This is a genomic window from Arthrobacter sulfonylureivorans, assembly GCF_047607445.1.
GTDB classification, from domain to species: Bacteria; Actinomycetota; Actinomycetes; order Actinomycetales; family Micrococcaceae; genus Crystallibacter; species Crystallibacter sulfonylureivorans_A.
The window spans coordinates 44,383-68,561 of sequence record NZ_JBLKRT010000018.1 but is presented as its reverse complement, the minus strand read 5'-3'; the positions used below and the strand labels follow the sequence as shown (position 1 = coordinate 68,561).

20 protein-coding genes and 1 tRNA gene are annotated in these 24,179 nt (G+C 65.9%); 13 read left to right on the top strand and 8 right to left on the bottom strand.

Annotation, left to right across the window (positions count from 1 at the left end; all coding sequences use genetic code 11):
• The first annotated feature begins 19 nt into the window (after positions 1-19).
• Positions 20-1,501 (top strand): NAD-dependent succinate-semialdehyde dehydrogenase, encoded by a 1,482-nt coding sequence (locus ACMX2H_RS10485; RefSeq protein ID WP_414960440.1) that lies wholly within the window; start codon positions 20-22, stop codon positions 1,499-1,501.
• Here the strand turns inward: ACMX2H_RS10485 and ACMX2H_RS10480 are convergent.
• Genes ACMX2H_RS10480 through ACMX2H_RS10470 form a run of 3 tightly spaced genes read right to left on the bottom strand, consistent with a single transcriptional unit; the run spans position 1,489 to position 6,304 of the window.
• Entirely contained in the window at positions 1,489-3,873 is a 2,385-nt protein-coding gene (locus ACMX2H_RS10480; RefSeq protein WP_414960439.1) for a transglutaminase TgpA family protein, read from the bottom strand. The two genes, ACMX2H_RS10485 and ACMX2H_RS10480, sit on opposite strands and share 13 nt — an antisense overlap.
• A complete protein-coding gene (locus tag ACMX2H_RS10475) occupies positions 3,870-5,243 on the bottom strand; it encodes a DUF58 domain-containing protein (RefSeq protein ID WP_414960438.1) in 1,374 nt (457 codons plus the stop codon). The genes ACMX2H_RS10480 and ACMX2H_RS10475 overlap by 4 nt, the downstream gene beginning before the upstream one ends.
• Before the next feature lie 5 nt (positions 5,244-5,248).
• On the bottom strand, positions 5,249-6,304 hold the full coding sequence (locus ACMX2H_RS10470) for an AAA family ATPase (protein WP_414960437.1): 1,056 nt from the start codon (positions 6,302-6,304) through the stop codon (positions 5,249-5,251).
• A 147-nt stretch (positions 6,305-6,451) separates the two neighbouring features.
• On the opposite strand from ACMX2H_RS10470, the gene ACMX2H_RS10465 reads away from it, so the two are divergent.
• The 5 genes from ACMX2H_RS10465 (at position 6,452) to ACMX2H_RS10445 (ending at position 12,826) form a co-directional block, all read left to right on the top strand.
• Complete coding sequence (locus ACMX2H_RS10465) at positions 6,452-7,405, top strand: TatD family hydrolase (protein ID WP_414960436.1); 954 nt, start codon at positions 6,452-6,454, stop codon at positions 7,403-7,405.
• 330 nt (positions 7,406-7,735) lie between these two features.
• Positions 7,736-8,848, top strand: coding sequence for a ubiquitin-like domain-containing protein (locus ACMX2H_RS10460; RefSeq protein ID WP_414960435.1), 1,113 nt, complete (start codon positions 7,736-7,738; stop codon positions 8,846-8,848).
• A 121-nt stretch (positions 8,849-8,969) separates the two neighbouring features.
• Positions 8,970-9,890 (top strand): 16S rRNA (adenine(1518)-N(6)/adenine(1519)-N(6))-dimethyltransferase RsmA, encoded by a 921-nt coding sequence (rsmA, locus tag ACMX2H_RS10455; protein ID WP_414960434.1) that lies wholly within the window; start codon positions 8,970-8,972, stop codon positions 9,888-9,890.
• 12 nt (positions 9,891-9,902) lie between these two features.
• A complete protein-coding gene (locus ACMX2H_RS10450) occupies positions 9,903-10,838 on the top strand; it encodes a 4-(cytidine 5'-diphospho)-2-C-methyl-D-erythritol kinase (RefSeq protein ID WP_414960433.1) in 936 nt (311 codons plus the stop codon).
• Positions 10,839-10,909: 71 nt separating this feature from the next.
• A complete protein-coding gene (locus ACMX2H_RS10445) occupies positions 10,910-12,826 on the top strand; it encodes an ABC-F family ATP-binding cassette domain-containing protein (protein WP_414960432.1) in 1,917 nt (638 codons plus the stop codon).
• A gap of 75 nt (positions 12,827-12,901) precedes the next feature.
• On the opposite strand, the gene ACMX2H_RS10440 is transcribed toward ACMX2H_RS10445, so the two are convergent.
• Positions 12,902-13,393 (bottom strand): MarR family winged helix-turn-helix transcriptional regulator, encoded by a 492-nt coding sequence (locus tag ACMX2H_RS10440; protein WP_414960431.1) that lies wholly within the window; start codon positions 13,391-13,393, stop codon positions 12,902-12,904.
• A gap of 125 nt (positions 13,394-13,518) precedes the next feature.
• Here ACMX2H_RS10440 and ACMX2H_RS10435 point away from each other — a divergent pair, with 125 nt between their 5' ends.
• On the top strand, positions 13,519-14,094 hold the full coding sequence (locus tag ACMX2H_RS10435; RefSeq protein ID WP_136784306.1) for an NADPH-dependent FMN reductase: 576 nt from the start codon (positions 13,519-13,521) through the stop codon (positions 14,092-14,094).
• 200 nt (positions 14,095-14,294) lie between these two features.
• Positions 14,295-15,446 carry a cell division protein ZapE gene (gene zapE, locus ACMX2H_RS10430; RefSeq protein ID WP_414960430.1) on the top strand — a complete coding sequence of 384 codons (1,152 nt, stop codon included), beginning with the start codon at positions 14,295-14,297 and terminating at the stop codon, positions 15,444-15,446.
• Here the strand turns inward: zapE and ACMX2H_RS10425 are convergent.
• The 3 genes from ACMX2H_RS10425 to ACMX2H_RS10415 are packed head-to-tail and all read right to left on the bottom strand — an operon-like array spanning position 15,366 to position 18,165.
• On the bottom strand, positions 15,366-16,376 hold the full coding sequence (locus ACMX2H_RS10425; protein WP_414960429.1) for a DMT family transporter: 1,011 nt from the start codon (positions 16,374-16,376) through the stop codon (positions 15,366-15,368). The genes zapE and ACMX2H_RS10425 overlap by 81 nt on opposite strands.
• Positions 16,373-17,197 (bottom strand): ABC transporter permease, encoded by an 825-nt coding sequence (locus ACMX2H_RS10420; RefSeq protein ID WP_414960428.1) that lies wholly within the window; start codon positions 17,195-17,197, stop codon positions 16,373-16,375. Before ACMX2H_RS10420 ends, ACMX2H_RS10425 begins: the two co-directional genes overlap by 4 nt.
• Positions 17,197-18,165, bottom strand: a complete 969-nt coding sequence (locus ACMX2H_RS10415; RefSeq protein WP_414960427.1) for an ATP-binding cassette domain-containing protein — start codon at positions 18,163-18,165, stop codon at positions 17,197-17,199. The genes ACMX2H_RS10420 and ACMX2H_RS10415 overlap by 1 nt, the downstream gene beginning before the upstream one ends.
• A gap of 265 nt (positions 18,166-18,430) precedes the next feature.
• Here ACMX2H_RS10415 and ACMX2H_RS10410 point away from each other — a divergent pair, with 265 nt between their 5' ends.
• Complete coding sequence (locus ACMX2H_RS10410; RefSeq protein WP_414960426.1) at positions 18,431-20,161, top strand: ATP-binding protein; 1,731 nt, start codon at positions 18,431-18,433, stop codon at positions 20,159-20,161.
• Between the two features lie 85 nt (positions 20,162-20,246).
• On the opposite strand, the gene ACMX2H_RS10405 is transcribed toward ACMX2H_RS10410, so the two are convergent.
• Positions 20,247-20,414, bottom strand: a complete 168-nt coding sequence (locus ACMX2H_RS10405; protein ID WP_414960425.1) for a hypothetical protein — start codon at positions 20,412-20,414, stop codon at positions 20,247-20,249.
• Between the two features lie 207 nt (positions 20,415-20,621).
• Between ACMX2H_RS10405 and ACMX2H_RS10400 the strand changes: the two genes are divergently transcribed.
• The 4 genes from ACMX2H_RS10400 to ACMX2H_RS10385 all read left to right on the top strand — a co-directional run bounded on the left by ACMX2H_RS10400 (position 20,622) and on the right by ACMX2H_RS10385 (position 24,141).
• Positions 20,622-21,659 (top strand): hypothetical protein, encoded by a 1,038-nt coding sequence (locus tag ACMX2H_RS10400; RefSeq protein WP_414960424.1) that lies wholly within the window; start codon positions 20,622-20,624, stop codon positions 21,657-21,659.
• A gap of 224 nt (positions 21,660-21,883) precedes the next feature.
• Entirely contained in the window at positions 21,884-22,270 is a 387-nt protein-coding gene (locus ACMX2H_RS10395) for a SpoIIAA family protein (RefSeq protein ID WP_414960423.1), read from the top strand.
• Complete coding sequence (locus ACMX2H_RS10390) at positions 22,260-23,849, top strand: bifunctional diguanylate cyclase/phosphodiesterase (RefSeq protein WP_414960422.1); 1,590 nt, start codon at positions 22,260-22,262, stop codon at positions 23,847-23,849. The genes ACMX2H_RS10395 and ACMX2H_RS10390 overlap by 11 nt, the downstream gene beginning before the upstream one ends.
• A gap of 220 nt (positions 23,850-24,069) precedes the next feature.
• Positions 24,070-24,141 (top strand) — tRNA-Gln (locus ACMX2H_RS10385).
• Positions 24,142-24,179 lie beyond the last annotated feature (38 nt).

Below are 24,179 nucleotides of genomic sequence, written 5' to 3'. Positions count from 1 at the left end.
AACACTTGGAGGCACCGCCATGGCTGAAACCGCAGCCCGCGAAGCAGAACTGCTCGCCAAAGTACCTACCGGCCTGCTGATCAACGGCGAATGGCGCGACGCCTCCGACGGCGGCACCTTCGAAGTGGCGGATCCTGCCACCGGCAAGGTGCTGGCCACCCTGGCGTCTGCCACCAGCGAGGATGCGCTCGCCGCCCTCGACGCCGCCGACAAGGTACAGGCCTCCTGGGCCCGCACCGCTCCGCGTGAGCGCGCCGAGATCCTGCGCCGCGGTTTCGAACTGGTGACTGAGCGGGCCGAGGACTTCGCCCTGCTGATGACCATGGAAATGGGCAAGCCGCTGGCCGAATCCCGCGGCGAGGTCGTCTACGGCGCCGAGTTCCTTCGCTGGTTCTCCGAAGAAGCCGTCCGCGACTACGGCCGCTACCTGACCACACCGGAGGGCAAGAACAAGATCCTGGTCACGCGCAAGCCGGTCGGTCCCTGCCTGCTGATCACCCCGTGGAACTTCCCGCTGGCCATGGCCACGCGCAAGGTCGGACCCGCCATCGCCGCCGGCTGCACCATGGTGCTGAAGCCGGCCAAGCTGACCCCGCTGACCAGCCAGTACTTCGCCCAGACCATGATCGAGGCGGGCCTTCCGGCCGGTGTGCTGAACGTGGTTTCGTCCAAGAGCGCGTCCGGGATCTCCGGTCCGCTGATGCAGGACTCCCGGCTGCGCAAGGTCTCCTTCACCGGTTCCACTCCGGTGGGCAAGCAGCTGCTCAAGGACGCCGCCAACAACGTGCTGCGCACCTCGATGGAGCTGGGCGGCAACGCGCCGTTCATCGTGTTCGAGGACGCCGACCTGGATAAGGCCGTCGAGGGAGCCATGGCCGCCAAGATGCGCAACATGGGCGAGGCCTGCACCGCGGCCAACCGCTTCCTGGTCCAGGCCTCCGTGGCTGAGGAATTCACCACCAAGTTTGCCAATGCCATGAAGGCGCTCAAGACCGGACGCGGCACCGAGGCCGACACCACGGTTGGCCCGCTGATCGACGGCGGCGCCCGCGACGACGTGCACGCCTTGGTGACCGCAGCAGTGGAAGCCGGAGCGTCCGTCAGCACCGGCGGCGCGCCCGTGGACGGCGACGGCTACTTCTACCAGCCGACCGTGCTGGCCAACGTTCCGAACGACGCTGACATCCTCCGCAGCGAGATCTTTGGCCCGGTCGCACCGGTAACCACGTTCGAAACCGAGGAGCAGGCCATCGCCCTGGCCAACGCCAGCGAGTACGGACTGGCTTCCTACATCTACTCGCGTGACGTGAACCGCATGTTCCGCGTCTCCGAGCAGATCGAATTCGGCCTGGTGGGCTACAACGCCGGCGTGATCTCCAATGCGGCCGCCCCGTTTGGCGGAGTGAAGCAGTCCGGCATGGGCCGCGAAGGCGGCGCAGAAGGCCTCGACGAGTACACCACCGTCCAGTACATCGGCATCGCGGACCCCTACGCCAAGTAGTTTTGGTCCAACCGCCGGCCGTCCGCTCCGGACGGCCGGCGGCTGAACAGCGAGGCGGGCCAGAACAGCCCCGCCAAGCGCCGCTTCCAGCCGGCCCGCTCTTGGAGCCGGCCCTTGACGGCTTCCACGTCTGCCCAGCGGGCAGCGTTGTGGCCGTCCGGCGCCGGAGTCTCCGGCGCTGCATACGCCGCCCGTTCGTAGCCCGCCCGCAGCCGGGACAAGGCGGCGGCAGATTCGCCGGCGACCACTCCGGCGTCGTCCAGACGTTGTTGGAAAGCCCGCGGCGTCTCCGTGGCGGCCGCTGCCCAGCCGAGGTCCTCTGCGGCGTCGACTGCTTCTACCCACGCGGCGACGGCGGCCCTGCGCCCCGTTCCCCCGGCCGCGAGCGCCGCGCGGCGCCGACTGGTGCGACGGCGGCGCAGCAGCAGCGGCGTCAGCATGAGGCCCAGCACCACGGCCGCGGCCGCCGCCGACCACAGCTGCCGGGACAGTACGTCGTCCTCGGCAGGAACCGGCGAATTTGGTTCCGTCTGCTCGCCGGCCGCCCCGGCGCCCGGCCGGGGCTGGTCCGTGGGCCGGAGAACGTCCTCCGGCTGCGTGGGGGAGCCGGGGGTGGTTTCGGTCTGCGCGTACGCCGGCAGCACGCCGCGTGACGGGGTTGGCTCGAAAGAGACCCAGCCGACGCCGCTGAAGAAAAGCTCCGGCCAGGCGTGGGCGTCCCGGGAATCGATCTCGTACTCTTTCAGGTCCGCACCCGGGCCGTCAGTGAGCACGGTTCCGGTGGGACGCCCCGGTGCATAGCCGACCGCCATCCGGCTGGGGATGCCGGCGATCCGGGCCATAATGGCCATGGTCGCCGCGTAGTGGATGCAGTAACCGGACTTCTCCTCCAAGAAGGCCGCCACCACGTCGAACCCGCTCTGGTCGTAACCGCCGTCAACGGGGGCCTGTTCGGAGTACACGAAGCCGGAGGTCCGCAGGTAGGTCTGGATGGCCATGGCCTGCTCGAACGGACTGTCCAGGCCGTCAAGAACCGTAGCGGCGGTATCGGTAATGATGTCAGGCATGCTGCGCGGAAGCTCGGAGAAGACCGGGTCGACCACAGCATTGTTGGCGGGCTCGGCGGCGCGAAGCATGTCCCGGGTCAGCCGAGGCTTGACGCTGCGCACTTCGTAGTCTTGATTCGCGGTGGTGGTGCCCGATTCCCCGCGGATATTGAGCGTGCTTGGATCCCAGCTCCATTGGCCGCGGGCGCCGGAGACCTGCGCCGGAGCGTACGGAACCAGCAGCCAGGGGCTGGTGAAGGACGCCGTACTGATGAGCGTGGTGGTCACCTCGCCGGATGCCAGCAGGTTTTGCACGCCGGGTACGTCCAGTTCGTCGATGCCGATTCGTTTGTTGCCTCCGAACGGGCTGGGGCTCCAGCGCGCACCGGTCAGGTTCTCCAGCGTGACCGAGCGCAGGTACAGCGGCTCCTGTGCATCCGTGGCATAGGTCATCCGGCCGAAGGCACCGGGCCGCCGGAGGTTGTCGCCCAGGCTGACCACCGGATTCAGCCCGGTGGGCGCCCCCCAGTTCAGCCGCGACCCCTCCGGGAACAACCCGGAGGAGAAGCCGGGAATGGCCAGCGGGAGCACCATTGCGGCCGCCAGTCCGGCTGCGGCGATGCCTGAGGCGCGGCGCAGATGCTCAGCCGAGGCCAGGCGGCCCCTCCCGCTGCCATCGGCGGCGAGCCAATGCGCGCATCCCAGCAGCAGCAGATAACCGGCGGCGGCCGCCAAGAACCCGGCCGCACCGATGCTGTTCGGTTTGATCATTGCCGGAACAGAGACCAAACCCAGCAGGCCCAGACCGCTGATGGCAGGCATCTGCAGCGGGACGGCCAAGGTGTCCACCAGGAGGGCGATCAATCCGACTCCCACACAGGCAGCCAGGGCAACACCCGGGTTGACCAGCACCGGCGCCACCTGCGAGACCACGGTGTCCCGGGCTTCCTCCAGCAGGGGATCCAGGGCCGCGAACGTGTCCGGCCCGGGGATGACGCCCAGAAAACTGGTGGGCGCAAGGAACATGGCATTGACCGACATCACCAGAGCGGCCAGCCCCAGCAGCGCCCCGGTCAACGGCGGCCACTCCAACCGGCGTGCCAGGCCGGTGGCGGCCTCGATGGCACCAACGGTGACGGCGACTTGGAACAGCCAACTCCAGCCCTCGAGGACTCCGTGCAGGTTGGCGGCGGTGAGCAGCACAGCCACGGCGACGGCGGCGCTCATCAGCCACGGCGCGAAGCCGGGGGAGGGCGGCGGGCTGCCGGCGCGGCGGGAAGTTCCAGGCGCCAAGCGGTCGGCGGGCTTGTCCAGCGTGACGGTCACGACGCCGCTCCTGTTCCCACTGGCTCGATGCGATCGCTGACGTCGAAGTGCGCCCAGGCAGCCGACACCGAGGCTTTGGGGCTTACCGCCACGGTCCGCCAGCCACCGGCGCGCAACAGGTCCATGGCCGCCCTCGCCTGTTGCGGGCGGTCGCTAACGATCAGTGCGAAGGCATGCGAGCCGAATTCGGCAGCAGGTGCCAGCAGGCGCGCTTCGTCGATGCCGATCTGGCCCAGGATGGCGACCAGCGGCCCCTTGTATTTATGCGCCGCAAGTTTGTCCATCAACCGATCCCCGAAGGCAGGCGCGGCCGGATGCCGCTCGGACTTGCGGTGGTCGTCGGCCAGGCCCAGCGCGGCCAGCCCTTCAGCCAGATCCTGATAGCCAGCGGGCCCGTCGAATTCTTCCTGGCCCGGCGACGGAGCCGACGGGGACTCCAGCACGGCCGCGGCGGCGTGGGTGTCGAGGAGCCGGACGGTGTAGTTGCGCTGGAGGAAGTCGTTGGCAGCCGAAGCGACGGCGGTGACGGCCCATTCGAAGGTAGGCGAAGTATGCAGCAGGTCGCCGTGATGGCTGCCGCCATCGCCGAACGAGGGCAGGAGGCCGGGACCGAAGGCCGACGCGCGCCGGTCCAGCACGATCGTCGCTTGCGGGGTGGTCACTGATTCTTCCTGCCGGACCATGAGCTCGCCGTGCCGGGCGGTCGCTGCCCAGTGGACCCGCCGCATCGGATCGCCGTACCGGTATTCGCGGGTCATAACGTCGTCGTCGCTGGGATTGGCTTGCCTCCGGGTGCTGGCTGTGCCGTCGGAACCGCGTGCCCCGGTGAGCGACGTGGTGGGCAGTTGCACCGGGGCCGGAGTAACCACCAAGGGGCTGGTTTCCCCCAGATGGTGCCGGTGATTGGCCAATCCAAAGGGATCAGTGAAGTCGGCAGTGACCGGTCCGATGGCGAACAGCCCGCGCTGGCTGGAGCGCAGCTTGTATTCGTAGATGCTCGCTCCGGACCGGGACGGGTGCCGTGCCGGGAACCGGAACGACGGCGGCTTGCCAAAACGCAGCGGCAGCTGCTCCTCCATATAAACGAGTCCGGCCGAACCCCCGCTGCGGCGCACCGTCAGTTCGACCTGGGCGACGACGCCGGTTTCGACGGCGGCGGGCCGGAACTTCCGCTCCACGGTGAATTGGGGTTTGAGGAGCACCATCACGGCCGCCGCCAGCAGCGGCAGGGCGATGAGAAACACGCCCAGCGCCAGCAGGTCGCGGCGTCCCAGCACCTGCGCCAGCAGCAGCGCCAGCGTGCCGGCTGCCACAAATCCCCAGCCGCGAAGCGTGATGTACCGGGTGGGCAGCCAGCCGAACGCGTCCATGGCCGTCAGGGGGAGACGCGGCGGGACTCGCCGCCTACCGGGACCTTGGCGACCACCGAGGCCACCACGCTGGAAGCGTCTTCGCCGGCCGTCACGGCTTTCCGGTCGAGGATCAACCGGTGGGCCAGCACGGCTTCGGCCACGCTCGCCACGTCGTCGGGCAGGACGAAGTCGCGGCCGTTCAGGGCCGCCGTCGCCTTGGCCGCGCGCAGCAACTGAAGCATGGCGCGCGGGCTGGCCCCCAGCCGCAGATGCGGATGTTCCCGGGTGGCGCGGCCGATGTTGACCGTATATTCCTTCACCGCGGGCGATACATAGACATCGCGGACCTTGGCCACCATGCTGCGCACCTCGTCCACGGTGACCACGGGACGTACGTCCACCAGCGGCGAGACGGACTGATGGGTCTCCAACATGTCCATTTCCGCACGCAGGTCCGGATAGCCCATGGAGATCCGCGCCATAAAACGGTCGCGCTGGGCCTCCGGCAGCGGGTAGGTGCCCTCCATCTCGATCGGGTTCTGGGTGGCGATCACCATGAACGGAGTGTCCAGCGGGTAGGAGGTGCCGTCCACGGTGACTTGGTGTTCCTCCATGCATTCGAGCAATGCCGACTGCGTCTTGGCCGAGGCACGGTTGATCTCGTCGCCGATGACGATGTTGGCGAACACCGGTCCCGGCCGGAATTCGAACCGGTGCTTGTCCTGGTTGTAGATGGAAACGCCGGTGACATCGGAGGGCAGCAGGTCCGGGGTGAACTGGATCCGGTGCACACTGCAGTCGATGGTCTTGGCCAGTGTCTTCGCCAGCATGGTCTTGCCGACGCCAGGCACGTCCTCCAAGAGCAGATGCCCCTGGGCCAGCAGAACGGTCAATGCCAGCCGGGCCGCTTCCGACTTGCCATCGATGACGGTCTCGATCGCAGCCCTGATCCGGCCACAGGCGTCATGGAACTCGGCGAGTGCGAGCCCCTCACCTTCTCCCAGCCCAGCACTTTGTCCCAGCTCAGCGCTGTTGGAGCGGATAGTCCCGGCCTCTGCCATGTCCTGCTGCGTATCCATGAAAGTACCTTCCGGTATGCCTTCCCCGAGGGCCGGTTGTCTCAACCCTACTTGCTGCCTGTGTGATGCGGTAGACACATGAAACGTTTGTTTGAGACGCCCCTGACGGCCGCTCAATCGCAGCCGGTGCTTCAGTAGGCTGGCATCATGGCCAATTTTCCAGCCGCGGTTGCCGGCGAAACACCCCCCGCCTACACAGTTGACAGCACAGCAGCCCAGACGTCGGCCGTGCGCAGCCCCACAGAAGGCGACGGCCGTCGTCGTAATCTGAGCTATCCGCCGGCCCCCGAGCCACTGCCGGTGCCGGTGATGGACAACCACACCCATCTGGACTTTCGCGACGGCCTGGTGTCGGTCACGGTCCGGCAGGCAATGGACGCTGCCGAGGCGGTTGGCGTCGCCGGGGCCGTCCAGGTTGGCTGCGACCTGGAGTCCTCGCGCTTCACGCTCCAGGCGGTCCAGGCCGAGCCCCGGCTGCTGGGTGCGGTGGCCATCCATCCCAATGACGCGCCGCCGCTGGCCGAAGCCGGCACGCTGGAGCAGGCCCTGGCGGACATTGAGGAGATAGCCAGGCACCCGCGCATCCGGGCCATCGGTGAGACCGGCCTGGACTACTACCGGACGGAAGCCGACGGCAGGAGCGCCCAGCACGACTCGTTCCGCCGCCACATCGACATGGCCAAGCGACTGGGCCTGGCCCTTCAGATCCACGACCGCGACGCCCATGAGGACGTGGTCCGGGTGCTGCGCGAGGAGGGCGCACCGGAAAAGGTGGTCTTCCATTGCTTCTCCGGGGACGCGTCGCTGGCCAGGATCTGCAATGACAACGGCTGGCACATGTCCTTCGCAGGAACTGTCAGCTTCAAGAATGCCGACGGTCTGCGCGAGGCGCTGGCCACCGCCGAACCGGACCTGGTGCTGGCCGAAACGGATGCGCCGTTCCTGACGCCACATCCCTACCGCGGTCGCCCCAACGCCAGCTATCTGGTGCCCTACACCGTGCGTTCGATGGCCCACGTGCTGGACAAGGATCTGGCCACGTTATGCACAGAAGTGGCGGAGAACACGCAACACGTTTACGGCTCGTGGCACAGCGAATGACACAAAGGTGTTTTTCCTAGCCAGCCCCCGAAAGCAGGCAAGCTAGGCTACCGGAGCCAGGTGCTGCGCAGTGCGGCCCGTGGCTACCCGCCGGTAGCCCGGCTTGTCGCCATGTCACGTTTCGATTACGGTAGGTAGCTAATGGCCGGGGTCGGGGAAGGCATCCGGACATTGCCACACCTTTAGCGGTTGCCGTTGGACGTTCCGTTCGTACGCCCAAACAGCCGTTGTAGGTGCTGCCTGCACTCGCACCGTGCCGTGGAAATCGGCGCGACCTTGGCGTGTGCCTTTATGTCCCCGTGCCCGGATACTGCAACAGATTCGGGAACCGTGACTAACGCGCTGAAGAACCGCTGGGTGAAAATCGCCGGCCAGGTCGTCGTCATGACGGCACTGGTCCTTGGGCTGGTTGCTTTCGTGGGCAACAACAAGTCCGTGACGCTGACCGTTGACGGGCAGGCCAGCACTGTCTCCACCTTCGGTTCGACAGTGGCGGACGTGCTCGCCGAATCCGAGGTTGAGGTGGGCGAACTCGACGACGTCAGACCAGCAGTCGGCGAGGAGATCTCCGACGGCGCCAGCATTGAGGTGGTCACCGCCAAGCCGGTGAACGTGAACGTGGACGGCGACAGCTCCACGGTCCACACGACGGCCGCAACGGTCCGGGAACTGCTGGACGAGCTGCAAGTGACGAACAAGTCCGCCCTGTCGGCTCCGCTGACCGCCGAACTGGCCTCGGTGGGTGCGGTCACCATCTCGACCCCGAAGCAGGTCACGATTGCCGTCGACGGAAAGACCCGCAAGGAAGTCACCACCGCGACCACCATCGGGGACCTGCTGCAGGAACATGACATCAAGGTGCGCAAGGACGACAAGCTCTCCGTTGCTGCCAAGGAGCCCGTCGAGGAGGGCATCAAGGTCAAGGTGACCCGGATCGACCGCGAGCGGGTCGAAGAGACCGAGTCCATTGCGTTTGGCACGGACGAGACGACGAACTCCTCCATGTACGCCGACGAAGAAAAGGTCACCCGGGCCGGCGAGGCCGGCGAGCGGGTCAAGGTCTACGAGATCGTCCTGACCGACGGCAAGGAAACCAGCCGGAAGCTGGTCCGGGAAAAGGTCACCCGCGAACCGGTCAGCCAGAAGGTCACTGTCGGTACGAAGAAGCGCCCGGCCAAGGTCAACAACGCCAACGTGGGCGGCACCTGGCAGGCGCTCGCAGAATGCGAGTCCGGCGGCAACTGGTCCATCAACACGGGCAACGGCTACTCCGGCGGCCTGCAATTCAGTGCCAGCTCCTGGCTGGGTGCCGGCGGCGGCAAGTACGCCCCATACGCCTACATGGCGACTCCGTCGGAGCAGATCGCGACCGCCGAAGTGCTGCGCAGCAACGGCGGATGGGGCCACTGGCCGGCCTGTGCCTCCAAGCTTGGGCTGCTCTAAGCATCCCGCCAGCCATTCCTCCCTCGTCGGGCCCGGGCGTCACTACCCGGGCCCGACGTGCACTCAGCCGGCGGAGCGGCGGCCGCCCCGGCAGCGGCCGCCGGACCGATACGATGGCACAGTGACAGAACCACATTCCGCTCCCGGCAGAGGCTCCCGGCAGAACGACGGGGAAGCCGCGGCCGCACCCACCAAGCCGCTGCTCGGGGCAGCCGACATCCGCAGGCTCGCCGCCGAACTGGACGTTCGGCCGACCAAGACCCTCGGCCAGAACTTCGTGATCGACGGCAATACCATCCGCCGGATCGTGGCCACCGCCGACGTGGAGCCCGGCGAGACCGTGCTGGAGGTTGGTCCCGGCCTTGGCTCCCTCACGCTGGGACTGCTGGATGCAGCCGGGCACGTGGTCGCCGTCGAAATCGATCCTAAGCTGGCCGCCCGACTGGAGCAGACGGCGTCCGAATGGCGCCCCGAGACTGCCGGCCGGTTGGACGTGGTGCTGGCTGACGCGCTGCAGGTCACCGAACTGCCGAAGGCACCGGACGCCCTGGTTGCCAACCTGCCCTACAACGTTGCCGTGCCCGTGGTCCTGCACCTGCTGGAGCACTTTCCGTCGCTGCGGCACGGTTTGGTCATGGTCCAGGACGAGGTGGCCGACCGGCTGGCGGCCAAGCCCGGTTCCAAAATCTACGGCGTTCCCAGCGTCAAGGCCGCGTGGTACGGCAGCATGCGCAAGGCGGGGGTGATCGGCATGAACGTGTTTTGGCCGGCACCGAAGATCGCCTCAGGCCTGGTGGAATTCACCCGCGGCGAACCGCCGGTGACCCGTGCCCCGCGCCGCGAAGTCTTCGCTGTCATTGATGCCGCCTTCGCGCAGCGCCGCAAGACGCTGCGCGCGGCCTTGGCCGGGTGGGCCGGCAGCGCGGCCCGGGCGGAGGAGGCACTGCGCCAGGCGAATGTGGATCCCAGCGCCCGCGGGGAAGTGCTGGATGTTGCTGCCTTTGCCCGGATCGCCGAATTCAAGCATCCGCTGGTCGGCTAGGAAGATGGTGGCATGAGCAGAACACGTCCGGTCCGCGTGATGGCGCCGGGAAAGATCAACGTCTCCTTCCGGGTGGGCGGTCCCCGGCCGGACGGCTACCACTCGGTGGCCAGCGTTTATCTGGCGTTGTCGCTCTACGAGGAAGTCACTGCCACGGCACGCGACGACGAGGCCATTACGGTAAGTGTGCGCAATGGAGCAGGACTCGACTTCGACCTGGACGGCATCCCGCTGGACGCCTCCAACCTGGCCGTGCAGGCCGCGGAACTGATCCGCGAAACCTCCGGCCATCCGCAGGGCGTGCACCTGGACATCACCAAACGGGTCCCCATCGCGGGCGGGATGGGCGGCGGGTCCGCCGACGCGGCTGCCGCCCTGGTGGCCTGCAGCGCGCTGTGGAACACCGGCTACTCGCGCGATGAACTGATCGGGCTGGCCGGCGGACTCGGCGCGGACGTGCCGTTCGCGCTGCACGGCGGAGTTGCCGTCGGACTCGGGGTGGGGGACCGTTTGACTCCGGCGCTGGCGCGCAGCGAAATGCACTGGGTGCTGGTTCCGGCCTCGTTCGGTCTGTCCACGCCCAAGGTTTATGCCGTGGCGGACGACCTGCGGGCCCGCCGCGGAGAAGTGCCGGCCGAGCCCGAACAGGTGGAGCCGGCGATTCTGCAGGCGATGCAGGCCGGCGACGTCCACCAGCTGGCGGGTTGTTTGCACAATGACCTGCAGGAGGCAGCCATCGAACTGGCACCCGAGCTTGCCGATATCCTTGAACTGGGCCGGGGCGAAGGCGCGCTGGCCGGACTGGTTTCCGGTTCCGGCCCCACCGTCGCCTTCCTGACCGCAGGACGACAGGAAGCGGCAGAACTGGCACAGCGGCTCTCGGACGTCGCCGGTGTGGTTGCCTTGCCGGTCCGCGGACCGGTACACGGCGCCCGCATTATGGCCTGACGCCCCGCCCGCGCGAGGCCAGCCTGCGGTCCGCCTGAAGCACTCCGTCAAAGCAACAGAAAGCAGCATCCTTGGTCCACTTGCTCGGCGCAGAAAACGTCAGCGTCTCCTTTGCCACCCGCACCATCCTGGATTCGGTGTCCCTCGGCCTGAACGAAGGCGACCGGATTGGCATGGTGGGGCGCAATGGCGACGGCAAGTCCACCCTGATGCGGCTGCTGTCGCAGCGCAGCACACCCGACGACGGCCGGGTCACCAAACGCGGCGACGTCAACGTGGGCTACCTGGACCAGCAGGACGTACTCGACGGCGACCTGCCGGTTGGCGTGGCCATCGTGGGCGAGGCAGCCGAGCACGAGTGGGCGTCGAACCCCCGCATCCGCGAAATCATGGACGGGCTGGTGGGCGACGTCGACTGGCATGCCACCGTGTCCTCATTGTCCGGCGGGCAGCGGCGCCGGGTGGCCCTCGCCAAGCTGCTGATCGAGCCGCATGACGTGATCATGCTCGACGAGCCGACCAACCACCTCGACGTCGAGGGCGTGGCATGGCTGGCGCGGCACCTTAAGACCCGGTGGCGCCCGAATGAGGGTGCCTTCCTGGTGGTCACCCACGACCGCTGGTTCCTGGACGAAGTGTGCACCCGCACGTGGGAAGTCCACGACGGCGTCGTCGACCCGTTCGACGGCGGATATGCCGCCTACGTTCTGGCCCGTGCCGAACGCAACCGGATGGCCGCCGTCGTCGAAGGGAAACGGCAGCAGCTGGTCAAGAAGGAGCTGGCCTGGCTGCGCCGCGGGGCGCCGGCCCGGACCGCGAAGCCGAAGTTCCGGATCGAAGCCGCCAACGAACTAATCGCCGACGTGCCCGAGCCCCGGGATACCGTGGCGCTGAACAAGATGGCCACCGCCCGGCTGGGCAAGGACGTGCTGGATCTTGAACATGTGACTTACACCCCGCCGCCCCGGCCCAGTGATCGAGCGCGCCCCGGTGATCGACCAAGCGAGGAACGAGCGCGCCCCGGTGATCGACCAAGCGAGGAACGAGCGCGTGGAGATCTCGACGGTGGATCCAGTCCGCTCTTCGACAACATCACCCTGCGGCTGGCACCGGGCGAACGGCTTGGCCTGGTGGGCGTCAACGGCGCAGGCAAGACCACCCTGCTGCGGCTGCTCAACGGAGAAATCGAGCCGACCACCGGCAAGGTGAAGCGGGGCAAGACGGTGCAGACCGCCATGCTGACCCAGGAGGTCCGCGAACTCGACGATGTCTTGGACCTGCGGGTTGTGGAAGTGATCCAGCGCGAACGCCAGGTCTTCAACATCGGCGGGCGCGAGGTATCAGCCGGGCAACTGGTGGAACAGCTCGGCTTCTCCAAAGAGAAGCAGTGGACGCCGGTGCGGGACCTCTCCGGCGGCGAGCGGCGGCGGCTGCAGTTGCTGCGGCTGTTGGTCGGCGAGCCCAACGTGCTGATGCTGGACGAGCCCACCAACGACCTTGATACCGACACGCTGGCAGCGGTGGAGGACGTGCTGGACGGATGGCCGGGCACGCTGGTGGTGGTCTCGCACGACCGGTACCTGCTGGAACGGGTGACAGACCACCAGATGGCCCTGCTGGGCGACGGCAAGCTCCGCGGGCTGCCTGGCGGAGTGGACCAGTACCTTGAGCTGCGCGAAGCGGCGCTGGCCGGCAAGTCCTCGGCGGTTCCGGCCGGCAGCAGCGGCTCTGTCGAAACGACTGCCGGAACCGTGCACTCCGAAGCGGACAAGCGTCAGGCGAAGAAGGACCTCAACCGGATTGAACGCCAGCTGGGCAAGCTGGGCCAGCAGGAGGCCAAGCTCAAAGAGCAGATGGACGCGGCCGGCGCCAAGGCCGACGTCGATTTTTCCGGGCTGGCGGAGATGAACCGGAAGCTGCAGGAGATCGCCGAGGAGAAGGAAGGCCTGGAAATGGAGTGGCTGGAGGTTTCCGAAATCCTGGAGTGACCGATGCCGCCCAGCGCGTCTTTCCGGTCAGGACGACAGGGCCAAGGCGTCCTGCCGCCCCGAGAGAGTTTCCGGTCAGGACGTCTTTCCGGTGTTCCCCCAGAGGCCGGCGTCGCGGACGGACTGCTGGATCTTGGTGGTTGCCGAGAGCAGTGCCTCGCGCTCCGCGGCCGAGAGCGGATCAAAAACGTTCTCCCGCACAAAGGTCACGTGGCCGGGCGCTGCCTGGTGGATGAGACTCCAGCCGGCCTCGGTCATTGAGACGTTGAAACCGCGGGCGTCGGTGGGGCACGCTACCCGCTCCACCAGCCCGCGGGCTTCCATTCGCTTGAGCAGGTGGGACAGCCGGCTTCGCTCCCAGTCCAGTTGCTGGGCGATGTCCCGCGCCCGCATGACGCCATCCTCGGCCTCCGACAGGGAGGCCAGAACCGAATACTCCACTGCGGAGAGGTCGGAGTCCCGCTGCAACTGCCGATCCAAGGCCGACTCGAAGCCCCAGAGCAATTCGCGGAAGGCGCGCCAGATCTCCTGCTCGTGATCGTCCAACCAACGGGTTTCGGAGTTCACGCTGTTCCCTTTCTCGCCCTTAGTTGACAATTCAAGTTTGCGTCCTGCATCATTGACGTGTCAACAAAACCATGACGTGTCAACAACATCGGCACGTCGGGACCAGACCTCGAAGGGGTTCATTCATGACCAAGATCGCTATCGTCACCGGCAGCACCCGTCCGGGTCGAGTCAACAAGCAGGTTGCCGACTGGGTTCTCGCCCAGGCAGCCGGCCGCACCGACGCCGAGTTCGAGGTTGTCGACATCGCCGACTTCAACCTGCCCCTGCTGGACGAAGCTTACCCGGCCGCCTACCAGAACTACCAGAACGACCACACCAAGACCTGGTCGGCCAAGATCAGCGAGTTCGACGGCTTCATCTTCGTCACCGGCGAGTACAACCACACCGTCACCCCGGCCCTGACCAACGCCCTGTCCTACCTGAACGTCGAGTTCAACAACAAGGCTGCCGGCATCGTGTCCTACGGTTCGATGGGTGGCGCCCGCGCCGCCGAGCACCTGCGCAACATCCTGTCCGAACTGCAGATCGCCCACGTGCGCAACCAGGTCATGTTCTCGCTCTTCACCGATTTCGAGAACTTTGCCGATTTCAAGCCGACCGAGCAGAACGCCGGCACCCTGGCCCCGATGATCGACCAGCTGGTCCCGTGGACCAAGGCCATGGAGTCTGTCCGCGCCGCCGCTGTCGCTGCCAACTAACCTGCGGAACCGGCGGCCGCTGGCTGCCTGACGCTCCGCGCAGCAGGGCGCTCCGTGCTTCCCGGAAGGGAGCCGGGGCGCCCTGCCGCCGTTAAAACCCTGCGCTGTTAAGCTGGTTCCCGGCCGGAGCGGCTGAACGCATGGAATCGACAGCAGCCTGAGGCTCAGCGTTGCGGCGGATCGGGAGAAGGAGGGCCTGCGTGGACGCGGGAAACACTGCGGCGGTCCGGCCCGGCAAGGCGCGCACCCGGCGGCGCCTGCTGGACCATTTCGAACGATCTGCTTCCGCTGCCGGCTTCCGCCTGGATGGTGACCAGCAGGAGGCGGTGCGGTTGCTGGCCAATGCCGGTGCCTCGTTGACGGCGGGCACTACACTGGCGCTTCCGGCCAGGCGGCGCGGGCTCTACCTGTGGGGGCCGGTGGGCCGGGGCAAAAGCTGGCTGGCCCGAGAGTTCTTCGAAGCGCTGGACCTGCCGGAGAAAAAGCGCTGGCACTTCCACGACCTCTTCCGCCAATTGCACGCCCACCGGCGCGATGCGCAGGATCCGGCTGCCCGGCCGCCGGGAACCAGCGCCGTCGACATGGCCATTGCCACCTTGCTCAAGGACTGTTCTCTGCTGGTCGTGGACGAGTTCCACGTCCATGATCCAGGCGACGGACAACTGCTGGCGCGGCTGCTGCGTGAGATCCACCGCCGCGGCATCACCCTGGTGGCCACCTCCAACTATCCGCCCGAGCGGCTAATGCCCAGCGAGAACTTCCACTCCCTGTTCGAGCCGACGATTGCGCTGATCCGCAGCACCATGCACGTTGCCTCCGTCGCCGGCCCCCTGGACTACCGAACGCTGTCCGCCGGCCGGCCCAGCGGCCGGAATAACGACGGCGGCGCCCGCCCCCAGCGATTCAGCGACGGCGCCATGGTGCTCGCCCCGGAAGGCCCCAACGACCCGCGGATCGCCGAAGCCGGCCTGACGTGGCCGGCCGCGCCCGAGGCCCGTGAGCTGCGGCCGGGGAGCCAGCCGCTCCCTGCGCTCCGGTGCACGGCGGATGAAGCCTGGTTCGATTTTCAGGATCTGTGCGAAAGCCCCACGGCGGCCTCCGACTATTTGGCCCTGCTGCCGCACTCGGCCCACTGGATCATTTCCGGAGTGCCGGGCCGCGGGGACATCAGCATGAATGGATGGCAGCGCTTGAGCAATATCGTGGACATCCTCTATGACGCAGACGTGCCGTTGACGCTCATTTGCGCTGAGCCGCTGGATCTGGGGCCGTCAGCCAGCCCGTCCGCGGTGGACGTCTCCCGCATTGCCAGCCGGCTGCGGACCCTCGGCAGCGTTGGCGTCGGCGGCTGACGGCCCCGCCAGCCGGCCGCGCCGGCGGGAAAGGGCCACGCCCAGCAGGCAGACCATGCCGCCGACTATGGCCACCGCCGACGGAACTTCCCCGAGGAACAGCCATCCGAGCAGGATGGCAACCGGTGGAACCAGGTAGGAGGAAACGCTCAATTGCCCGGCCGGCATCCGCGCCAGGGCATAACCCCACGTGCTGAAAGCCAGCGCAGTGGGAACAATGCCCAAATACACCACTCCCATGGTCGCTGCCGCCGGCGCACTGGCCAGGTCGGCCAGGAGTTCGCCGGCGAAGGGCAGCGATGAGACCGCCCCGACGGTGCAGGCCAGCCAGGTGACTTGGCTCGGGGGAACGCTGCCGAGCGCTGGCTTCTGCAGCAACACGCCGGCCGAATAGGTCAACGCCGCCGCTAGCGCCCACAGCAGTCCGGTCCCTCCGGCGGCGCCGCCGCCAGTGCCGAAGCCAATCAGGACCACGCCCAGGAAGGCCACGCCGGCACCGACCGCCAGCCAGCCGGGAATGCCTTCCCGCAGGAACAGTCCGGCGCCCAATGCCGTCAGGATGGGGGCGAAATTGACGATCATGGCGGTAGTGCCGCCGTCGAGCGTCTGCTCGGCGGTGTTGAGGGCAAAGTTGTAGACGCCGAACCACATGAGGCCGCAACCGATGATCAGCAGCCACGCCCTGCGGTTCGGCTTCACCCAGGGCCGGCCAATCAGCAGCACGGCCAGTGCGGCCGCGCCGATGGCGAGCCGCAGCAGGCTGAGCGGACCGGGCCCGAAATGCGGCAACACGCCGCGGATCACGATGAACGCGCTGGCCCACGCCAACACAGTCACGGCGATGGCCGCGAGGACCAGCGGCGGGACGGCGCCGATCTGCCGCGCGACGGGTGGCTGTGCTGCGGCCCCGCCACTCAGGTGCGGTTTCATATGGTCTGTTTCCTGGTGGTGCGGATGCCGATCGCCAGCCCGACGGCGGCCGTCAGCACCGCGGCCAGCAGACCCCACAGCACATCCGTGCCGACGGTGCCGGCGAAGAGTTCCCGTTCGGCGTTGACCAGATAGGTGAGCGGGTTGTACCGGCTCAGCACCTGCATCCAGCCGGGCCCTGCCTCGATCGGCAGCATGATGCCGGAGAGGATCATCAACGGGAAGAGCAGGGTTTGCTGCACGCCCCAGAAGACCCATTCGGTCCCTTGGGTCATCAGGGCCAAGGTGTAGGAGAGCGCACCAATCCCGATCCCAAAGATTCCCAAAATGAGCAGGCCCAGGAGCACGTGCAACGGATAAAAAACGAATCCGAACGGGATGCAGACCAGCGCGATCAGCAACCCTTGTACCACCAGCGGCGCCCATTCCTTCAGCGCCCGCCCTATCATCAGCGAGGACCGGGACAACGGCGTGGCCAGAATCCGCTCGTAGGATCCGGTCATCAATTCGTACTGCAGGTTGGATCCGGTCATGGTGGTGCCGAAGAGGGAGATCATCACGACGACGCCGGGCAGGAACCACTGCAGCGAGCTCTCCCCGCCGAAAGCCTCAGTGCCAACGGCGGCGCCGAGCAGGGGACCGAACAGTGCCAGGAAAATCAGCGGCTGCAGCAGCGAAAAGACCAGCGAGAACGGATCCCGCAGAACCAGCAGCAGCTCCCGCCAAAACACGAACCTTGTATCTTGGACGATTTTTCCCAGGCCCGGTTTTGTGACGGCGGCACCGTCGGGGTGGGCGAGATCGATCGATGAGGCGTGCATTAGACCTCGGCTCCTTCCCGCAGGCTGCGGCCCGTCAGTTCCAGAAACACGTCGTCGAGGGTCGGTGGGTTCAGCTTTAGCGACGTCGCCGGAGCACCGGCATCGTCGAGCGCTTTGAGTAGCCCGGGCGCAAGCCGCGCTCCATCGGGCAGCCGGACACGGAAACTGGCACCGCCGTCGTGCCTGCTCTCTTCCAATTCCCCGTCCGCTGCCGCTTGGCCCAGGACAGCGCGCGCTGCCGGGACGGAGGTGAGAGCGACCTCCACCGCCAGCAGGTCTCCGGCCAGATTGGACTTCAATCGGGCAGCTGTGTCGTCGGCGATGATCTCGCCGTGGTCGATCACGATCACCCGTTCGGACATGGAGTCGGCCTCGTCCAGATAGTGCGTGGTCAACACGATGGTGGTTCCGTGCTCAGCGCGCAACCGCATGATGTGGTCCCACAGGTTCGCACGGTTCTGGGGGTCCATGCCGGTTGACGGCTCGTCGAGGAACAGCAACTGGGGCGAATGCATCAGTCCCAGGGCCACATCCATCCGGCGGCGCTGGCCGCCGGAGAGTTTGATGACCGTCCGCTTTTCCAGGTCCTGCAGGTCCATCGTGACCAAGAGTTCGCGGGCCCGGGCGCGGGCATCGGCGCTGTTCATGCCGTAGAAGCGGCCCTGCATGACCAGCTCGTCGATGACCCGGTAGCTGTGGCCGCCGCCGTTGCCTTGGCCGATGTAGCCGATGCGGGAGCGGACCCCAGCGGGATCTGCCACCACGTCGACGCCGGCCACCCTGGCACTGCCCGAAGTCGGGGAAAGCAGCGTGGTCAGCATCCGAAGCGTGGTGGACTTGCCGGCTCCATTGGGGCCGAGGAAGGCCACCAGCTCGCCTGGCGCAATATCGATGTCGACGCCTTTAACCGCCTCCACCGTTTCCTTCTTGTTCTTGAAGTGCTTCGTGAGCTTGTCGGTATGGATCACTGGTTTTCCCCCGTCGGTGCCATGCCAAAAACGCTACGCCCACGGGAGTGACGAGTCTATGGAGTGCGGAGGGATTCAGGACAGGAACAGTCCTCGAACAGCTGGCCCCGGGCGGGGTCGCTCCGCCGACGTACGGTGTCTTCGCCGCGGTTGGGAACTCCTGCGTAATCTGCCATTGACCGTCCTAGTGCACTGCTAGTCTTCATTCATAACGTCAGGGGGACCGGGACGACGCCGGGCCGCGTTCAACGCAGGAGGAATCGCCGTGCGGACCGTTGCAGGTGAGCTCGGGCCAGCAGTTCGCCCAACGGTACTGGTCGGTGCAACCGACGCGGCAAGCCGGGAGTTTCTGAGCGCGGTCCTCGAAGCCGACGGGATGGCCGTGACGGCCTTTGCCACCGCCGCAGAGGTATTGGACGAGCTGCAGCGAAATCCACCGGATATCCTCCTGGTGGACGCGGGCGATATGTCGCTCGCAGGGATGGAAGCCGTTCGACGGTTGTCCGACCGCCAGGCCGGGAGCCAATGGCGCGTGATGTTGATGGCTACGGAAGACGAACTCCCGCTGGTTGAACGCGGCTATGCAATGGGCGTCTCGGACTATCTGATCAAGCCGCTGTCGACGTCGACCGTAGTCAACCGCGTGCGCGTGACACTCGCCAGGTCGGAACACCGGAGGCGTGAGCGCAACGGCGTGGCTGTCCTTCGAGACCAGATCCGGCGCGTATCCGAGGGCATCCGCAGCACCAACGACCCGAACGAGATGATTTCCCTTGCGCTGAGCGGGATCGGCGCGGCCTTTGAAGCGGACCAGGTCTGGATCCGCACCTTGGACGACGAGCGGGTTCCGCACACCGACGCCCAGTGGGCCTGCGAATCCGCGCAGGACACCATGGCCATGCCGCACCGCACCGAGGAGCAGGTGCTCCAGTTGGCCTCCGCTCTCTGGACCAAGGGCAGCGTCCTCACGTCAACAGACGACGGCAGGATCGACATTGCAGAACACCCGGATCTGGCCGAATGGTTTGCTACGGCGCGTGGCAAAGCGTCAGCGCTGGCGCCGCTGGGACAGGGGGCGAAAGCGTTCGGGCTGATGTGCCTGATCCGGCACGGCCAGCCGCGACCGTGGTCACCGGCCGAAATTTCGCTGCTGCAACATGTGGCAGGGAACCTGGCCCACGGCCTGATCCAGGGACACTTGATCACGGCGCAGCAAGAAGTCGTGGAGAAGCTCCGCGAGCTGGACCAAGCCAAGTCGAACTTCGTGGCCACCGTCAACCACGAGCTCCGGACCCCGTTGACGTCGATCACCGGATACCTGGAACTGGTGCTGGACGGAGACGCGGGTGAAGTCCCGGAGTCGGTCGCCCGCATGCTTAAGGTCGTGGGGCGCAATGCCACTCGCCTGCGCGAGCTGATCGAAGACATGCTGACGCTGTCCCGCATGGACTTCCAGAGCAGCGGATTAGCCACGGAACCGGTAGACCTGCCGCAGTTGTTGCGCATGGTGTCCACGGCACTCGAGCCGGCGGCCCAGGCCAAGAACGTCAGACTTGTGGCCGAGGGAATGGATACCCGGCTGTGCGCAGACGGTGATGCCAAGATGCTGGAGCAGGTCTTCGCCAACATCATGTCCAATGCCGTCAAGTTCACCCCGCAGGATGGGGCGGTGCGGGTCACCGTCGGCTCTGGCCCTGATAACGACGACGGTGTGCCCTGCGCCATTGTGACCGTCGCCGACAGCGGGATCGGCATTCCGGAAGAGGACCTGCCGCAGTTGTTTTCCCGTTTCTACCGCGCGTCCAACGCGCACGCCATTCAAGGCACCGGCCTGGGTCTGGCGATCGTCAAGGGAATGGTGGACCAGCACCGCGGCAGCGTTTCCGTCGAGTCGACCGTCGGAGTGGGCACTACATTCACCATCACGTTGCCGCTTTCCTCCGATGACGGTCAGCACCACGCCGCCGAAGCCACAGACTCCGTGAGTGTTTCCTAAAAGTAGAAAGGCCGTGACACGCATCCGAAGATGCGCATCACGGCCTCAGCCGGTGAGCGGAACGAATTCCGCTCGCCTCAACAACTTAGTGCGGCCAGTTGCCGATCAGGGGCTTCTGGGTGCCGCCGTCAATCGTCTTGCTCTGAACGATGATGGAGGACGAGTCGGTTGTATCCGCCGCAGCAGCCGGAGCCGCAGCACCAACAACTGCCAGGACTGCAGCTACCAGAACGGATGCAGAAAACTTCTTCATCAGGTTCCCTCGTTTCTTTCTTTATGCACGGATCTGCAAATCCATACAGGTTGCGGTGACAAAGATAGTGTACATTCCGCATTACAAAGCGCCTAGGGGTTAAACGACACATTGCGTCGGTGCCGGATCTAAGCGTGGCCACCGAATATGATCGACAGTAAGGCCGTCTGATGATCGTACGCACGGCTCCGGAAGTATGGAGGACGTATGGGGCTGGCAGCTGGTGCGGGCGATGAAGTCTTGCTTGAGTTGCGTGCACGGGAAGCGTTCTCGAAGCGTGACTATCAAACAGCAGGTCAGCTAGCGAAAGTTTGCGCTGAGCAAGCAGCCGCCGGCGGTGACCAGGGCACCTGGTGGCATATGACATTTCTGGAAGCGGAATGCTACCGGGACATGGGCCAACAGCAGGATTGCATTGCAGTGACTAAGCGACTGCGCGTGCACTCCCTTACCGCCGAGTCCTCGGAGTTAATGTGTAGAGTGCTCACCCTGCAGTCCGTATCCTTACAGGGATTGGGGGAGTTGGACGCCGCCTTGGCAGATGCGGAAGCGGCAGTCCACATCGGCACGGATAACCGCTTGAGAACAGAGATCCGGATAGAGGCCCAGACCGCGTTGGTGGCTACCCTGGCCGAGCGGGGTGACAATGACGAGGCTTGGGACCAGTGTCGAGTCCTGATCAAACTACTGGAGGCATCCACGGACGCCCAAGCGGCAGGCAAGGGCTATTGGGCGGTAGGCAACGTCGCCTTCCTTCGGCAGGAGTCCGGCCACGGTGTGCACTACCATCAATTGGCGGCTGAACGTCTATCGCCATCGAACGATCTTGCTCTTTGGGCCTGGTTCAACCGCGCCTCGGCGGCGATGCGCCTCGCAGCGGGTATTGCGGACGCGGAAACTGAAGATTGCATGGATCGAGCGGAACTGGCGGCATCAATCATCGGAGTGACGGACGATATCCGTCGGTCGAACAATATGAACCGGGCGCACTGGCACTTTCAGCGAGGCGAAATTGATGAAGCTGCCCAACTTCTGGTGCCGATCTGTGAGGAGTCGCCGTCAATGGCTCATCAAACCGCAGGCGAAGCCAACCTATTGCTCAGCAAGACGCTCAGAGTGAAAGGTGATTGCTCGGCGGCCCTGCGTCATTTGAAAGAGAGTCGAGCCTATTTCGACCAGTCGGGCGCCAAGGACCGTGCTGCCCAGGTGGCGGCGGAGATCGCAAGGTTCCCGCAGGCTTCGTAAATGTATTATTCGTCGTGTCATTGCGCGTGTCGTGAACGCCGTTCGTTTACGCTATGAACAAATGACGGACAGTCGTTGTGGCAGTAGGTAATGAAGCAGTAAGTTCTGGATTTGTTGGACGGGAGCGCATGCTCCCTTCGAATCGTTGGGGAGCGAATGCACGTGTTAGGTCATGGCTGGTCCGCAAGGGTTACAGGAGCGGTATCCAACGACAACACGGCCGTATGGGCCGCGTGACCGGCGCGGTCGGCGCCGCTGCTGCCGACGTCAGCCGTTCGGGCGACGGGATCATCAGTGTCGACCTGCCGAGGGGCGCTGCTTTCACGGACGAAGTTGCCGTCAGCACGTCGTCCCAGCTTCAGGTGCTCTCCGGCGGCCGGCCCTGCCGAGTACTGATGCGGTTGAAGGGCGTGGCTTCGATTTCGCGCATGGCTCGTTCGATGCTTGGCCGGCAGACGAATGCTTCCGCGATTGCCCTGGTCGGTGAATCGCCCGTGGACCGGGTGATTGCCAACTTCGTGCTGGGGGCTGAACCTTCCGAATGCCCCGTTCGATATTTCGACTCCGAACCGCAGGCCCTTGAGTGGCTGGAACGGGATAATGCCGCATAACCCCGACCCGCGGCTCCAGAGGCTGGTCGATGGCATGGTTAGCCTGGCCGGCGGGGATCTGACCACACGAGTCGAACCGTCGGCGGCACGGGACGAGATCGACGCGGTGATCACCGGGGTTAATCTCTTGGCTGAGGAATTGCAGCTGAGCTACTCGGAGCTGGAACGGCGCGTTGAAACCCGCACCGCGGAGTTGCGGCAGGCTCATCGGGACATGAGCCGGATGGCACTGACCGATGCCCTGACCGGTCTGGCCAACCGAACCGCTTTGGCCAACGAGATGGCCGCCGCCCTCGAGGACGCACGGTCCGGCCAGCGAGCTCCCGCCCTGCTGCTGCTGGATCTGGATTCCTTCAAGCAGGTCAACGACAGTTTCGGACACGACGCCGGCGACCGCGTGCTGACAGTGGTTGGAAACCGGCTCCGGTCGATCGTGCGCGATGTAGACACAGTGGCGCGGTTGGGCGGAGATGAATTCGCTATCCTGCTGCCGCGCGCCACCACCGATCTTGCGCTCCAAGTGGCCCACCGGATCCTGGGCGTCCTGAACGACGACATCCGGCTGGACGAACTCACGGTGTGGCCGCAGGCCAGTATTGGCGTACGAGTGGCAGATGCCGGGCAGAGCTCGCAGAGCCTGCTACTGGATGCGGATACGGCCATGTATGAGGCGAAGAAGGATCCGCAGAACCGCATCAAGGTTTTCCAGTCCCACATGCTGCAGGCGCGCCAATTGCACAACCAGATGGCGTCCGAGCTCCGCGGGGCCATAGCCACCGGGGGATTCGAGCTGGAGTACCAGCCGGTGGTGGATCTGTGCACCGGGCGCCCGCTGGGGGTGGAAGCGCTGGTCAGGTGGAACCACCCGGTTCGGGGCCGCATCATGCCCAGCGACTTCATTCCGATGGCCGAGCAGACTGGCCTGATCATTGACCTTGGCCGTTGGACTCTGTCGGCGGCTGCGCATCAGTTTGCTGAGTGGTCCGCGGCACTGGAGTTGGAGCCTGGGTTTCAAATCCGTGTGAATCTCTCCGTAGCCGAACTGCAGCGGATCGACTTGGTGGACTACGTCCGTGGCGTCTTGAGGGATTCCGGGATAGCCGCCGAATCGCTGGTCCTGGAAATCACCGAAACCGGTCTGGTCACCGGCGGCGAAGTGGAGACTTACTCGTTGCTCGCCCTGCGCAAGCTCGGCATCGGCATTGAAATAGATGACTTCGGCACCGGCTACTCGTCGATCAGCTACCTGCGCGAGTTGCCGGTGGACCTGGTCAAAGTCGACCGCTCCATCATTGCCACGCATTCGGCCGACGGATCGCAGCAGGATTTCATCGCGGCGGTGCTGCAGCTTATCCGTGCGGCGGGCCTGGATGCGATTTTCGAAGGAATCGAGACGCGGGAACAGGCCGAGCAGTTGCGTGATCTGGGCTGTACCGGGGGCCAAGGGTTCTACTTCAGCAAACCCGTATCAGCCGACCGTATCGCCCATCTGCTGCGCAGCGGCGATCGGCTCCCCGTCGCACCCGAGGCAGCAGACACCGACCTCGCCAGCATGACGTCCTCGGTGCTCCCCGAATAGCGCCCCGGTCATAGTTCAGCGGGCCCGTGGGGCAAGTGGGCTGCGGGGTAAGTGGCCGCTGGGCCCCCGGGCCAGGTAGAGGAGAAACGCTCCCGCAACAGGTCCATAGCCGCCGGCGGATTCACCGAAACGACACCAGTCGGACGCCAAGTCGCATTGGGGTCAGAAACCGTGGCAAAATGGACACTTGTGCCGAGCAGGCAATCCTGCTGCGGCACATTCCGCCCTGGTGTAATGGCAGCACCCCAGCCTTTGGAGCTGCGGAGTATAGGTTCGAATCCTATGGGCGGAACGATCACCGGCCGGTGAAGATGCGGTGTGGCAGGTAGG

What these genes read in the sequence shown, in the direction of transcription:
- ACMX2H_RS10390 (WP_414960422.1), top strand. Translation starts at nt 22,260, where the DNA reads ATGCCGCATAACCCCGACCCGCGGCTCCAGAGGCTGGTCGATGGCATG.
- ACMX2H_RS10465 (WP_414960436.1), top strand. Translation starts at nt 6,452, where the DNA reads ATGGCCAATTTTCCAGCCGCGGTTGCCGGCGAAACACCCCCCGCCTAC.
- ACMX2H_RS10475 (WP_414960438.1), bottom strand. Translation starts at nt 5,243, where the DNA reads ATGGACGCGTTCGGCTGGCTGCCCACCCGGTACATCACGCTTCGCGGC.
- ACMX2H_RS10470 (WP_414960437.1), bottom strand. Translation starts at nt 6,304, where the DNA reads ATGGATACGCAGCAGGACATGGCAGAGGCCGGGACTATCCGCTCCAAC.
- ACMX2H_RS10420 (WP_414960428.1), bottom strand. Translation starts at nt 17,197, where the DNA reads ATGCACGCCTCATCGATCGATCTCGCCCACCCCGACGGTGCCGCCGTC.
- ACMX2H_RS10400 (WP_414960424.1), top strand. Translation starts at nt 20,622, where the DNA reads ATGGGGCTGGCAGCTGGTGCGGGCGATGAAGTCTTGCTTGAGTTGCGT.
- ACMX2H_RS10485 (WP_414960440.1), top strand. Translation starts at nt 20, where the DNA reads ATGGCTGAAACCGCAGCCCGCGAAGCAGAACTGCTCGCCAAAGTACCT.
- ACMX2H_RS10405 (WP_414960425.1), bottom strand. Translation starts at nt 20,414, where the DNA reads ATGAAGAAGTTTTCTGCATCCGTTCTGGTAGCTGCAGTCCTGGCAGTT.
- ACMX2H_RS10395 (WP_414960423.1), top strand. Translation starts at nt 21,884, where the DNA reads ATGGGCCGCGTGACCGGCGCGGTCGGCGCCGCTGCTGCCGACGTCAGC.
- ACMX2H_RS10425 (WP_414960429.1), bottom strand. Translation starts at nt 16,376, where the DNA reads ATGAAACCGCACCTGAGTGGCGGGGCCGCAGCACAGCCACCCGTCGCG.
- ACMX2H_RS10450 (WP_414960433.1), top strand. Translation starts at nt 9,903, where the DNA reads ATGAGCAGAACACGTCCGGTCCGCGTGATGGCGCCGGGAAAGATCAAC.
- ACMX2H_RS10435 (WP_136784306.1), top strand. Translation starts at nt 13,519, where the DNA reads ATGACCAAGATCGCTATCGTCACCGGCAGCACCCGTCCGGGTCGAGTC.